The following is a 13,093-nucleotide window of genomic DNA, read 5'->3' on the forward strand; positions in this document are numbered from 1 at the left end:
CTTAATACTTCTTGAGAGGATACATCATGAAGAGACAATGGGAATTAGATGAACTGATTGAGCATTTTACATTAATAGAGCCTGAGAGACAGTTGGTAGAAAACAAATATTCCAATTCTAGACTTGGTTTTGCTGTTCTGATGAAGTTTTTTCAGCATGAAGCCAGATTTCCAGCTAAACCTACTGATATTCCAAAAGCAATGATTGATTTTATCGCCAAGCAACTGAAAATTCCTTCAGCGATGTTTGATCACTATTCTTGGAGTTCCAGAACCTTGACGAGTCATCGGAGCGAGATTCGTAAATTATATGGATTCCGTGAAGGAACACTCCAGGATGAGAAAGAGGTTACGCATTGGTTGCAGGAGAAAGTATGGGACTATGCTGGGGAGTTTGAACCTTTAAAAGAAGCTTTCTATGTTGAATATAGACGTAGAAAAATAGAGCCGCCTACCAATGACAGGGTTGAGCGAATGGTCAAATCTGCTCTTTGGAATCAAGAACAGCAATTTTACCAAGATACCTATCAAAAGCTTTCTCCTACTTGCCTCTCCCATATGGATGCCCTGATGGAATCTTGGGTAGACATGGAGAACGATGAGACAGGGGATGAGAAAGAGGATAAAAACAAAATCACCTTTCGCAAGATTACACTCGGACCAGGTCGAGTAAGCAAAGATACGTTATTTCTGGAAATCAAAAAGTGGAAAACACTACATATGCTGGAGCTTCCAGAGGATCTATTCCACTCCATCCCACCCAAAATAGTAAAACGATATCGATTACGTGCTGTTTCTGAAGAAAAAAGAGAGCTGCGTAGACATCAACCAGCAGTTCGGTATACACTACTAGCCGCCCTCTTTTGGTCTCGCATTAAGGAGATCACGGACAGCCTCATCGAACTTTTAATCACGCTGATCCATAAGATTGATGCCCGTGCGGAGAAAAAGGTCAATAAAGAACTCATTCTAGAGGTAAAGAAAGTACATAGCAAAAATGACATTCTGATTTCCTTATTAGAAGCGGCATTACAAAATCCAGATGGAATTATAAAAGATACCCTATTTTCTGTAGTGGACACAAACACCTTAGAAAGTATCATTACCGAATTGAAATATAAGAAGTCGATCTATCAAGAAAAAGTATATTGGAAAATACGAAGCTCCTATAGTAGTTCGTATCGATCAGCAGTGACAGAATTGCTAAAAACCTTGGATTTTCGTTCGAATAATCAACATCATCAGCCTCTTATTGAAGCCATTCAGTTGATTCGCAATTATGCAGGTTCTCCTACCGTCAATTTTTCTCTTGATGACGATATTCCTACCAGTAAAGATATCATCCCTGTAAAATGGAGAGAGCACGTCATGGATACCGATTCCAAAGGAAATGAGAAAATCAATCGGATGAATTATGAAATCTGTGTTCTTCATGCTCTGAAAGATAAATTAAAATGTCGCGAAATTTGGGTAACAGGTGCAGATCGTTACCGAAATCCAGACCATCACCTTCCATCTGATTTTTCGAAACGACGGGAAGAACATTATGCTGTATTAAAACTTCCTTTGAACGTAGAAGAAAAGATCACGGAGTTACAAGAGGAGATGCATGAGAAGCTAACCATGCTAGATCAAGGGCTTCCTAAAAATGAAAAGGTATCGATTTCGGAATACAGAGGTGGGTGGATCTCCGTTGCAGATAGTGACATACAACCTGAACCCAAGCGATTAGCTTATCTCAAACAGGAGATTGCCAATCGTTGGTGGATGACCAATCTCACTGATATTTTGAAAGAAGCGGATTTACGGGTCGGTTTTACGGATCTCTTTCAAACGTTAGCTACTTATGAACGGCTGGATCGAAAAACTATTCAAAAACGGTTACTTCTTTGTCTTTTCGGATTAGGGACGAACACAGGCTTGAAACGGGTTTCTGCTGGCAATGCCGATGTGACCTATAAAGACTTGCTATACATCAAACGAAAATATATCTACAAAGATAACATAAAGGCAGCGAATGAACACCTCGTAAATGCCATTTTATCGGACCGACGGGAAGAGATTTGGGGGAAAGGAACAACTTCTTGCGCATCTGACTCTACCAGAGTGGCAGCATATGATCAAAATCTACGAACCCAATGGAACCCACGTCAACGGGGACCAGGAATCTCTGTCTATTGGCATGTGGAGAATAAGTCCATGTGTATTCATTCGTCTGTCAATACACCCAATTCTTCTGAAGTCGCTGCGATGCTTCATGGATTGCTGAATCATAACACCAATAAAGAAGTCGATCGAAACTTTGTCGATACCCATGGGCAAAGTGAAGTGGGTTTTGCTTTTTGCTATCTGCTTGGTTTTAAACTCATGCCACGACTAAAAAACATTCATTCCCAGAAACTGTACCGGCCGAAGACTGGAGTCCATTATCCTCATTTACAACCCGTTCTTGTACAAAAGCCCATTGATTGGGATTTAATTCGCAGGCAGTATGATGAAATGGTAAAATATGCAACTGCTTTACGGTTAAACGTAGCAGACACGGAGGCTATCTTAAAGCAATTTTCGAAAAACAGCTCCCATCCTACCTACAAAGCTTTACAGGAGTTGGGGAAAGTAATAAAAACGATCTTTTTATGCGAATACCTACATGTGGAAGAAGTGCGTATCGAAGTCCATGCTGGACTAAACGTCGTGGAAAACTGGCATTCAGGTGGTGACTTTATCTTTTACGGAAAAGGGGGAGAAATCCAAAAAAATCAACCTCAAGAGCAGGAAATTGCCATCCTAAGTCTTCACTTACTGCAAAATTGCTTAGTCTATATCAATACGCTCAAAATCCAACATGTCCTGCAAGAAAAAGAATGGGCGGATCAGATGGCAGCAGAAGACTATCGGGCTCTTACTCCTCTTATTTACAACCATATCAATCCATACGGTGAATTTCGCATGGATCTGGATCAAAGACTGGCTCTATAGGGAGATACCGTTTATTAATTCTGGCATGGTTGGATCACCTAATGGATTTAATACGTATCTTGTTAAATTGTGAACACATTGATATATTGAAATTAGTAATGTTGGTACCTCAACCCATGGGAAGGTCATGATGACCCAGACCACGCAGACCGTCAACACCACTCCGATCGAGATCAAGAAGGAGGGTGGTCAGCTGAACCTCGAACAGGGAACGGGCACCGCTTCCTTCGGGAAGTTCGTCTCTTCCCAGCTCGCTCCTGTTGTCCAGTCGTACCAGACCGAGTACTTCATGGTCATCGTACAGGCGTACCCGCGCCGGTTCATGGTGTTCCCTCTGGACGCCAGAGAAGCCAAGCACTTCTGCGTGATCAACTCCGCTGCACCCAACTACCGTAGCGAGAAGATCGAATTCGGGAAGTGGCTCCAGTTCGGGAAGGACGGCTACCTGCGCTGGCTCCCGGAGGACGGGAATGGACCGGTAGTGGTCTGACGCGTCTCTGGCTTCTTCCTGTGGAAGAAGGAGGTATCAACCTCGCTCCACTCTTAGAGTGGAGTCCAAATTATAAAGTTCTTTCATTCACATATACAAAACGACTTGAGATGTCTATTAAGAACTTAAGTCGTTTTCCATTTATTGGTCAAATTGCGTTTGGTGACACGGATGCTGGTTCTACCCCATAATAACTCCTCCTATTTTTGTAACATTCCTAATACTGTCTATATTTTACCATAAATGTAATATAAAGTTTCTTGCGAATTATATAGCATGCTTTATATTTACAAACCGATAGTCTGTATATATAATTGCCATATAAGTACTCATGTATGAAGGATGTTTGGCTATCGAATGTGACACTCTATTTCAGTAAGAAAACAATCTTTTAAAATGTATGAATGAAAATCGCTCATGAGTGATTTATTAAAAGCTTAATCAAGATGAGAATATATAGTTATGATCAAATTTTTTTATTGCATTCGTACTTCTAGCGGGCTAACGGAAGGGATATGAGTGAAATGACATTATGGTTATTTATTCACTTAGCTGGAGTGGTATTATCAGTCGGTAATATAATTGTTACTGCATTTTGGAAAATACGAGCAGATTATCAAAAAGATCCAACTCTTATTCATCATAGCGTTAAAAACGTGATGCTTGCTGACTATGTGTTTACCCTTCCAGGTATTATTCTAATTCTGGTATCAGGCTTAATTATGGCAGTAAAATCAGGTATGCCAATGACTGGATTCAATTGGTTAACCTTATCAATGATTCTATTTGGAATTACAGGATTCTTATGGCTTTTTATTCTAATACCAGTACAACGAAAAATGATTAAACAGAGTTCGAAATGGGTTGAAAATGGACAAATAGGAGCAGAATATCAAAAATTATCATATCTTTGGGCCGTCATTGGAGTTATTGCAACTATTTTACCTGTTATGATTATGTATTTTATGATAACGAAACCTTTTTAAAAAATAAATTTCTAAAAAAAGCTATTTAAATTGTAATATGCTTTCATTCTCCTAATTTACAAACTATTATTTTTTTAAACAAATGATCTTTTGGGAAAAAGGAAAGAATATTGCTTTTTGGCTTGGCTGCTATAATAATGGAAAAGGACTTGAGAACTCAGAAACAACTTTCTTCCTGTATCCTCTTGACTTTCCCCTCCAGTTGTAACTATAATTGTTACAACTGGAGGGTGTCCGTAATGAAAATTAGCAGCAGATTTTCCATAGCGGTTCATATTCTTTCATTACTGGCTACTGCCAAGAATGCGCACCATACGTCGGAATGGATTGCCGATAGTGTCGGCACAAATCCAGTTGTCATTCGAAGAATACTTGGACAATTAAAGAGAGCAGGATTGGCAGGAGTACGAGCAGGCACGGGAGGGGCTTTTTTGCTTAAGGGGTTAGAAGAAATTACGTTATTGGATGTTTATCGAGCGGTGGAAGTAATGGAGGAAGGGGAGCTCTTTCACATCCATGAACAACCGAATCCAGACTGTCCAGTTGGTGCAAACATTCAAAGCGTTCTCGAACTGATCCTAAGACGGGCTCAAAATGCAATGGAATCGATCTTAGCTGAAATCACGATGCATGAATTAGTTTTTGAGCTTAACGAGCAGATAAAAAAGCAAACATGAGCCGATTTTTTTTGGAACTGTTGTAACAATTTGAATTACAACACCGTGTTTGAAATAACGGAAAGGATGTAGCTAGAATGAAAATTGAAATTTGTTCCGATTTTGCTTGCCCTTTTTGTTACATTGGAAAAAAACGGTTCGATGCTGCCCTTGATCAGTTTGTGTACAAAGATGATGTAGAAGTTATTTTTCGAAACTTTGAGCTCGATCCGAATGCCCCAAGAGATGTGGATCATGATGTGCATGATATGTTAGCCACTAAATATGGCATGAGCCGGAAACAAGCAATAGAGATGAACCGAAATCTCGAAGTGCAAGCGAAGGAAGTTGGGCTTAGATTCGAGTTTGACACTATGATATTGACGAATACATTTGATGCTCATAGGTTGGCACACTATGCCACTAGTCAAGGCAAAATGAACGAAATGGCACAAGAGTTGTTTCATGCCTACTTTACCGACTCTCAGCATTTAGGTGATCATGAGACGTTAGCTGAATTAGCGGTGAGGGTCGGGTTGGACCGTGATGAAGCTCTCAGGATAATCGTAAATGGTGTTTATTCCGATGAAGTGCGCGAAGATGAAAAAGAAGCAAGCCAGCTTGGTATCAATGGTGTGCCATTTTTCGTCATCAGCCGTAAATATGTCGTATCTGGTGCACAGTCTACTGATATGTTTCTCCGTGCTTTATATACTGTTTGGAAGGAATCGCAGGCGCAGAACGATAACGATATGGAGAGTGAATCTACGTCATCCACTTGTGCTGATGGTACTTGAACACTATCTGCTAAGCCTAAGAAGTAATGTCGAATTAGCAAAAAGCTCCCATTGAAGAGCTTTTATTATATATCTTTGTTGTAACATGTTTTATTACAACGATAAATAACGATTATATAGGAGGAAACATGATGAAAATTTTAGTAACTGGTGCAACAGGGAAATTAGGGTCGAAAGTAGTGGACATTTTATTGAAAAATGTACCAGAAAACCAACTGGCTGTCAGTGTCCGAAATCCAGATAAAGCAGAAGGATTCCGTAATAAAGGCGTTGGGGTTCGACAAGGTGATTTTGATCGTCCGGAAACGTTGGATGCAGCTTTTGCTGGAATTGATAGGATTTTGATCATTTCCGCAGATGGGGAAAATGAAATCCGAATTCGTCAGCATAGAAATGCTGTAAAAGCAGCAGCTCGTGCGAACATCGGTTTTATTGCGTATACAAGCATTGCAAATGCAGCTGAAAGCAAAAATTTTATGGCTCCACCTCATCGAGCTACGGAAAGGGAAATTCTCAAAACCGGTATTCCATACGCTTTCTTGCGCAACAATTGGTATTTAGAAAATGAAATATCGAGTATTCAAGGTGTATTAGCAGGGGCACCTTGGGTGACTTCAGCGGGATCTGGGAAGGTGGGCTGGGCTCTCCAGCAAGAATATGCAGAAGCTGCTGCAGCTGTACTTACAGAAAACGGTCATGAGAACAAGATCTACGAATTGTCTGGCAAACTACTTACTCAAGAAGAATTGGTGTCAGCACTTGGTATTGTTCTGAATAAAGAAGTACCTTTTCAGCAAGTCGACGATTTTACCTATGTTGATATCATGAAAAACGTAGGTGTACCAGACTTCGTTGTTCCAATTCTCGTCGGAATCCAACAAGGAATTCGCGAAGGAACATTGGAAGTGGAAAGTACAGACTTCGAAAAACTGCTTGGTAGACCACTAACACCGATCCAGACAGCTCTAAGTCGACTTGTTCAATCCACAAGAAAATGAAAGTAAGGTGCGAGGTACGAAAGAAGCATCAAGCCATCGGATTGGCTCAAGTATTCTAATTATATGCTGCAAATAGTGTAGCACATTGATATAAAGGCAGGACACCTAGTTGGGGTTCTGTCTTTTTAATATAAAAAAAATAAGGCGTGAAATCATGAAATGAACAGAAGAAAAGCCTTTTTACCGGTTATGATATGGGCATAGTGGTATATTAGGGTATCATTCTAGGTTATTTAGTTTTTTTGATTTTCAAATATCATTGTCCAAGTATTCGTTTGTTTTAACCTCCGAATCAGGAGCAATAAAAAGAGATTAGGAGATGTATAAATATGAGCTCTTCGAAAAAAAGAGAGCAATATGCCATACGATGTTATCAGGATAAAGATATGGCAGCTTGCCTTTCGCTATTCGACAGTAATGTGCCTACATATTTTGCTTCTATGGAACGTAAAGATTTTGTAGCATTTCTTAATGATTTGAAATTCCCGTATTTTGTTATGGAAAATAGGAAAGGTAAAATTGTCGCTTGTGGTGGTTATGCAGCTGATAGAAAAGATCGAACTATTGCTATACTTTGTTGGGGAATGGTTCATCAGGAGCTTCACCACGGTGGACTCGGCCGACAACTTCTTGTTGATCGTTTGAGGCGAATTGTAGCAGAGCAACAATTTTCTGTTGTGATGATTGAGACATCGCAACATAGCTGCGGATTTTTCGAACGATTTGGGTTTACTGTGAAGGAGATCGACCAAGACGGATTCGCACCGAACATAGATCTTGTTAAAATGGAACTTAAGCTTGCCGACGAAGTAACCTTAAAAAGGTAGAAGCACTTATACAAAATTTTCATTATTTTATTAATGGGTATTTGTACGGTATGCCAAACTAACTTCTGATAACGTTCTATTATAATTGGTATTTAATTGAGGTAAACCATATCTTCCAGTTATAAATTTTCCGATCTGAATGAAGGAGAAGCACAGGACTTTCTTTCTCTAGAAAGAATAGTAAGAATGCAATAAAATTTCATTGAAAGTGCACAGGAGGAGTAATTATGTCAGATTGGTTCAAAGCAAAAGAAGATATTAAACCTTCTAATCCGAAATCAAATTGGGCAAAAGGACCAAAAGGAGATTACGATGGTGTTCCACGACAGTATCTAGAAGCTAAGCCTGACAAAGGTTTAGAACCACCACGAAAGAATGCATGGGATAAATAAACTATCAAGACACGATTAGAAGATCGTGTCTTGATTCAATCTTTAGACAGCAATCCTTACTATTTATCGTATTCTAGAAGAGAAGTAAAGTGAAAAAAGTCGAGGTGTTTTAAGTATGGTGTATGTAGCACTGCTTCGAGGGATTAATGTTGGTGGGAAAAATAAAATTGATATGAAAATGCTTAAGAAAGCTTTTGAAGAAGTGGGTATGACCTCTGTTTTAACTTATATCAATTCTGGTAACATTATTTTCACAGCAGAAGAGGTATCAAAAACCAAAATAACACACATTTTAGAGGAAGCCATACATACAAACTTTGGTCTATCTATCAAAGTTTTGGTTCTCCATTTAGATGATATGAAAAGAATCATGCAAGCTCTTCCGGACTCTTGGAAGAACGACCAACTGATGAAAAGTGATGTACTGTTTTTATGGGAAGATATGGATGATGAATCTGTGATAAAACACCTGACTATCAAACCTAAAATTGATACCGTCATATATGTTCTAGGAGCAATTCTATGGTCCATTGACAAAATGAATGTTACCAAAAGTGGTATGAGCAAAATCATTGGAACCAAGTTATATAAGAGAATGACAGTAAGGAATGTAAATACAACTCGCAAAATTTATGAACTAATGCTAGCTAAAGAGCTCGAAGGAGAACAATGAAATACGCTATAGGAAAAGCGTATTTCTACTTAAGTTGTCGATACGGTTCATTAACAAGATTTATAGATTTGCGATTGATCAAGTCTATTCTATTAACGTTTGTGTGTTAATAAGGAAAAACACTACCATAGGGAGTTTAATACTTTACTGCGTTCAGCATTATTGAGCTTTGTTTGAATAAAATACTTTGTTGTAAAGCAAACTTAAAGCTTGATCAATTTCATCCAAATCTTTTTGGGAGGCGCCTTTTAAGCGATTTAATAACTTAGATTCCACTTTTTGGAAGACTTCCTCCATGAGCACTTCCCCTTTTTGAGACAGACAGATATATTGTTTTCGTCGATCTTCTGATACAGATGTTTTTTTGCATAATTTTTTTTCCTCTATTTTTTTTAATTCACGACTTGTATTTGGCATAGACATCTGAAGGCAATCACTAAGTTGACTAAGCGTTACGGGAGAGCTAGCTGCTATATATTCGAGCATTTTGAATTGAACAGGGGTGAGCTCGTCAGGCTTAACATCTTTTGTGATTTCATCGGTTACTTGATGAACAGATATTAAAAAATCCACAAATCTATAAGTAAATAATTTTTTATCCATCGTTTCACCTCACTCCACAGAATAGCAGAGTGATTATCAAAAGACAATTATCATTTGACAACTAAATGTGGAGGTGCTACGATTTATTTATCAAATGACAAGTAATGAGGTGAAGAAATGAAAACACTAGTGATATTTACTCACCCTAATCACCAAAGTCTTTGTTATTCATTTTTGCAAAAAGTCATCCAAGGAAGCAGTGAAAATCCGAATATAACAGAAATAAAAGTGCTGGATTTGTATGAGGAAAAGTTTAATCCCGTTTTGATTTTTAATGAGAAAAAAAGGCGAAGGGATATGCATAAAGATCCGCAACTAGAAAAGTATCGGGAACAAATAATTTGGGCCGAAAAAATTGTATTCATATACCCGATTTGGTGGGGAAGGCCTCCAGCTATGCTTTTAGGATACATAGATCAGATGTTTGCTTCGAATTTTGCTTATAAAGATAAAGGAGGGCTTCTCTCGGAAGGACTATTAAAAGGAAAGTCTGTTGTATGTATTTCTACTATGTTAGGACCAACATACTATCCTTTGTTTTGGCTAAATAATGCACATAAAGTGTTGATGAAGAAAGCTTTGTTTCGTTTTGTTGGTATAAAAAAAGTCAAGTTTTTTGAATTCGGAAATATGGAGAGTCCAAAAGGAAAACAAAAAGAAAAATTAAATAAAATACACCATTATTTTAAGACAACTGCCTGTTAAAAATCACACCGATGTAACTTTAATCATTAATAACCGAAGATTACTAGAGTGTAAGAATTCTTATCATATTTTAGTCCAAAGCAAAACTAGAATCCATTTTCAAGGAAAAATCAATGCTTAATATAAATGATTACGTAAAAGATATGATGGTATATATCCCCAAAGGAGAAACACGTTTACGAGATTATCGAAACGAGCAAAAATGGATTAGTTCCAATTATAAATTTGCAATGCCTGGTATTCGGAAAAATTTAAAAGAAGTTATATGGGATGTAGCGATAGAGCCATTCTATCTTGCCAAATATACAGTAACGGAAGAACTTTATGCAGCAATTATGGGAAAAGAGTTGATCAAAAATGCAGAAGTTCGGAAACCAGTTGTTCGTGTTTCGTGGTACGATGCAGTGAGTTTTTGTAATTTACTCTCTGATGCTTTGGGTTATGATAAGTTTTATAATTCTGACAATAAAAGCAATGAGATTATTTGTAATAATGGTGCGAACGGTTTCCGTTTACCGACAGATGCTGAATGGCAATATGCATGTAAAGCAAATTCAAAAGGATATCGATATGGTGATATAGATGAAATAGCTTGGTATAAAGGTAATTCGAGTGAAAGACGCCATGAAGTAGGCGAGAAAATGCCTAATGAATGGGGCCTGAACGATATGATCGGGAATGTTTGGGAATGGTGTTGGGATTTATATGACCTAGAGACTTTTGGTAATTATCGGATCATTCGAGGAGGGAGTTGGGCGGAAGAAGAGCGAGGTTGTGGAGCCACTTGTCGTCGAAAGAGTATGCCTGATTTTTATACCGATGATATTGGATTTAGAATTGCTAGATCTTGAAAGCCAAATACATGCTTCCAACGGAACTGATACTTTTAATGAACTACACTCTATTTTTCCTAGTCTCTCTTTGTAGGGCGAAATCCTCAACAATTAAGTTAATTGCTCTATCATCATAATTAACTACCCCAAGTAGTAATAATTGACAAACTATTGTTTATGATATAGAGTAAATACATTATTTTGAACGGAAGGGTGAACCGACTAAATGATTAACTAATCCTATTTCGAAAGCAATTAATTGAAGGTTTAACTAGCAGTTTTTTTGTCTGAATTCCTTCAATCATGTTTTCAGAATAGGATTGGTATTCTATAGTTGAACCCAAAAATTGCTGTTATTTGGTGTTTTTCTATTATGCCTCCTATTCTGAAATGGAATAGGGGCTTTTTTTGTCCCTCAAATTAAGGGAATGGGAATGATGGTATGTTATTGATGGAAGCAATTCAACTGAAACATTATATAAAAGATCGTTTATTATTTGAGGTAGAATATTTACAGATTCGTACAAAGGATAGAATTGGGCTAGTAGGTTCAAATGGGAGTGGAAAGACTACATTATTAAATATATTAGCCCAAAAAATAGATCCTGAAGAAGGAAAAGTGAATACACAAGCGCAGTGTGATCTTTTACCACAATTTAAAAATACAGCTACTATAAAGAGTGGTGGCGAAGTTACTCAAGAATATATCAACAAAGCAATTAGTAAGGCTCCAGAAATTTTATTGGCGGATGAACCAACTACAAACTTAGACACCGTACACATCGAATGGCTGGAGAAAAAATTAATGCAATGGAAAAGTGCCTTTGTCGTAGTTTCGCATGATCGTGCATTTTTGGATAATATCTGCACGATCATATGGGAAGTGAATGATAAACAGGTAAAAGTATATAAAGGAAACTTCCGTAACTATGAAGATCAAAAGAAACTGGAGATTCAACAAAAGCAATTGGCATATGAAAAATACGAAACAAAGAAAAAACAGCTAGAAGAAGCATTAAAATCAAAGGAGCAAAGAGCGGAAAGAGCAACAAAAGCTCCCAAAAAAGTAAGTTCTATAGAAGCAAAAAAAACAAAACCATATTTTGCAAAAAAACAAAAGAAATTGCAAAAGACTGCCAGTGCAATAGAAACTCGCCTCGAAAAGTTGGAAAAAGTAGAAAAACCAAAAAAAGATATCCCATTAAGAATGGATATACCAAATGAAGATGTATTTCGTGATCGTGTCATTATTCGTGTAGAGGATGTGATCGGTCGTGTTTCTGGTCGACTCCTTTGGGAGAAAACAAATTTCCATATTCGTGGGGGAGAAAAACTTGCAATCATTGGGGCGAACGGAACAGGAAAAACAACACTTGTAAAAAAGATGATTCATCAAGAGGAAGGCATATTCCTATCTCCATCTGTCAAAATCGGATATTTTAGTCAGAATTTAAATATTGTAGACAAACATCAGTCTATTCTCGAGAACGTCAGCTCCACTTCACATCGAGATGAGTCCTTTATTCGAACTGTACTCGCGCGACTGCATTTCTATCGAAATGATGTACATAAGACGGTAGAAGTATTGAGTGGTGGAGAAAGTGTTAAGGTAGCATTAGCAAAATTATTTTTAAGTCCTATCAACACACTTGTTTTAGATGAACCTACAAATTTTCTGGATATCGAAGCTACTAGTGCTTTAGAATCATTGTTAAAAGAATACAATGGTAGTGTGATTTTTGTTTCGCATGATCGTCGTTTTATCGAAAATCTTGCGACTAGAATATTAGCGATTGAATATAAAAGCATCACTTTGTTCGATGGTAGTTATAAACAGTACAAGGAACAATCGCAATCTAAAAACCAACATAACGATGAAGATCAAAAGCTTTTACTCGAAACAAAAATCACAGAAGTTTTGAGTAGATTAAGTATGGAACCCTCCGCAGAATTAGAAAAAGAATTCCAACTGCTTCTCCAAGAAAAACGAAATTTGAGGAAATGACGAGAATTAATCGTACTTTCGATTTGGCTGGAAACAAAAGAAGATAACAGATGCAGAAGCCTTGAAAAAATAGAAATGAAGTGAAACTCTTTTTACAGAAAGTACTTCGCCCTCATCTGGTATTCGAATTACCAACGTTGAACGAAAAGA

The 13,093-nt window shown here is 37.7% G+C and carries 13 protein-coding genes; 12 read left to right on the forward strand and 1 reads right to left on the reverse strand.

What is annotated here, in order from left to right; translation table 11 throughout:
- Positions 1-26: 26 nt before the first annotated feature.
- The 9 genes from AC5WOE_RS07735 (at position 27) to AC5WOE_RS07775 (ending at position 8,797) form a co-directional block, all read left to right on the forward strand.
- Positions 27-2,978, forward strand: coding sequence for a Tn3 family transposase (locus tag AC5WOE_RS07735; protein WP_496052286.1), 2,952 nt, complete (start codon positions 27-29; stop codon positions 2,976-2,978).
- Between the two features lie 130 nt (positions 2,979-3,108).
- Positions 3,109-3,468, forward strand: a complete 360-nt coding sequence (locus AC5WOE_RS07740; protein WP_496052287.1) for a hypothetical protein — start codon at positions 3,109-3,111, stop codon at positions 3,466-3,468.
- A 524-nt stretch (positions 3,469-3,992) separates the two neighbouring features.
- Positions 3,993-4,454 carry a DUF2269 family protein gene (locus AC5WOE_RS07745; protein WP_496052288.1) on the forward strand — a complete coding sequence of 154 codons (462 nt, stop codon included), beginning with the start codon at positions 3,993-3,995 and terminating at the stop codon, positions 4,452-4,454.
- Between the two features lie 239 nt (positions 4,455-4,693).
- Complete coding sequence (locus AC5WOE_RS07750) at positions 4,694-5,131, forward strand: Rrf2 family transcriptional regulator (RefSeq protein ID WP_496052289.1); 438 nt, start codon at positions 4,694-4,696, stop codon at positions 5,129-5,131.
- Between the two features lie 77 nt (positions 5,132-5,208).
- Positions 5,209-5,907 (forward strand): DsbA family oxidoreductase, encoded by a 699-nt coding sequence (locus AC5WOE_RS07755; RefSeq protein ID WP_496052290.1) that lies wholly within the window; start codon positions 5,209-5,211, stop codon positions 5,905-5,907.
- A gap of 131 nt (positions 5,908-6,038) precedes the next feature.
- Complete coding sequence (locus AC5WOE_RS07760) at positions 6,039-6,905, forward strand: SDR family oxidoreductase (RefSeq protein ID WP_496052291.1); 867 nt, start codon at positions 6,039-6,041, stop codon at positions 6,903-6,905.
- A gap of 329 nt (positions 6,906-7,234) precedes the next feature.
- A complete protein-coding gene (locus tag AC5WOE_RS07765; RefSeq protein WP_496052292.1) occupies positions 7,235-7,732 on the forward strand; it encodes a GNAT family N-acetyltransferase in 498 nt (165 codons plus the stop codon).
- 227 nt (positions 7,733-7,959) lie between these two features.
- Positions 7,960-8,124 carry a hypothetical protein gene (locus AC5WOE_RS07770; protein ID WP_496052293.1) on the forward strand — a complete coding sequence of 55 codons (165 nt, stop codon included), beginning with the start codon at positions 7,960-7,962 and terminating at the stop codon, positions 8,122-8,124.
- Between the two features lie 115 nt (positions 8,125-8,239).
- Positions 8,240-8,797, forward strand: a complete 558-nt coding sequence (locus AC5WOE_RS07775) for a DUF1697 domain-containing protein (protein WP_496052294.1) — start codon at positions 8,240-8,242, stop codon at positions 8,795-8,797.
- Between the two features lie 159 nt (positions 8,798-8,956).
- Here the strand turns inward: AC5WOE_RS07775 and AC5WOE_RS07780 are convergent, their stop codons facing one another.
- Positions 8,957-9,400, reverse strand: coding sequence for a MarR family winged helix-turn-helix transcriptional regulator (locus tag AC5WOE_RS07780; RefSeq protein WP_496050442.1), 444 nt, complete (start codon positions 9,398-9,400; stop codon positions 8,957-8,959).
- A 117-nt stretch (positions 9,401-9,517) separates the two neighbouring features.
- Here AC5WOE_RS07780 and AC5WOE_RS07785 point away from each other — a divergent pair, with 117 nt between their 5' ends.
- The 3 genes from AC5WOE_RS07785 (at position 9,518) to AC5WOE_RS07795 (ending at position 12,943) form a co-directional block, all read left to right on the forward strand.
- Positions 9,518-10,105, forward strand: coding sequence for an NAD(P)H-dependent oxidoreductase (locus AC5WOE_RS07785; protein ID WP_496052295.1), 588 nt, complete (start codon positions 9,518-9,520; stop codon positions 10,103-10,105).
- A 113-nt stretch (positions 10,106-10,218) separates the two neighbouring features.
- Complete coding sequence (locus AC5WOE_RS07790; RefSeq protein ID WP_496052296.1) at positions 10,219-10,956, forward strand: formylglycine-generating enzyme family protein; 738 nt, start codon at positions 10,219-10,221, stop codon at positions 10,954-10,956.
- Positions 10,957-11,380: 424 nt separating this feature from the next.
- Positions 11,381-12,943, forward strand: coding sequence for a Vga family ABC-F type ribosomal protection protein (locus AC5WOE_RS07795; protein ID WP_496052297.1), 1,563 nt, complete (start codon positions 11,381-11,383; stop codon positions 12,941-12,943).
- Positions 12,944-13,093 lie beyond the last annotated feature (150 nt).

The organism is Shimazuella sp. NTD248, assembly GCF_059510395.1.

Coding starts and splice junctions, on each gene's coding strand:
- AC5WOE_RS07780 (WP_496050442.1), bottom strand. CDS start 9,400: ATGGATAAAAAATTATTTACTTATAGATTTGTGGATTTTTTAATATCT.
- AC5WOE_RS07760 (WP_496052291.1), top strand. CDS start 6,039: ATGAAAATTTTAGTAACTGGTGCAACAGGGAAATTAGGGTCGAAAGTA.
- AC5WOE_RS07795 (WP_496052297.1), top strand. CDS start 11,381: ATGTTATTGATGGAAGCAATTCAACTGAAACATTATATAAAAGATCGT.
- AC5WOE_RS07765 (WP_496052292.1), top strand. CDS start 7,235: ATGAGCTCTTCGAAAAAAAGAGAGCAATATGCCATACGATGTTATCAG.
- AC5WOE_RS07770 (WP_496052293.1), top strand. CDS start 7,960: ATGTCAGATTGGTTCAAAGCAAAAGAAGATATTAAACCTTCTAATCCG.
- AC5WOE_RS07740 (WP_496052287.1), top strand. CDS start 3,109: ATGACCCAGACCACGCAGACCGTCAACACCACTCCGATCGAGATCAAG.
- AC5WOE_RS07755 (WP_496052290.1), top strand. CDS start 5,209: ATGAAAATTGAAATTTGTTCCGATTTTGCTTGCCCTTTTTGTTACATT.
- AC5WOE_RS07735 (WP_496052286.1), top strand. CDS start 27: ATGAAGAGACAATGGGAATTAGATGAACTGATTGAGCATTTTACATTA.
- AC5WOE_RS07750 (WP_496052289.1), top strand. CDS start 4,694: ATGAAAATTAGCAGCAGATTTTCCATAGCGGTTCATATTCTTTCATTA.
- AC5WOE_RS07745 (WP_496052288.1), top strand. CDS start 3,993: ATGACATTATGGTTATTTATTCACTTAGCTGGAGTGGTATTATCAGTC.
- AC5WOE_RS07785 (WP_496052295.1), top strand. CDS start 9,518: ATGAAAACACTAGTGATATTTACTCACCCTAATCACCAAAGTCTTTGT.
- AC5WOE_RS07775 (WP_496052294.1), top strand. CDS start 8,240: ATGGTGTATGTAGCACTGCTTCGAGGGATTAATGTTGGTGGGAAAAAT.
- AC5WOE_RS07790 (WP_496052296.1), top strand. CDS start 10,219: ATGCTTAATATAAATGATTACGTAAAAGATATGATGGTATATATCCCC.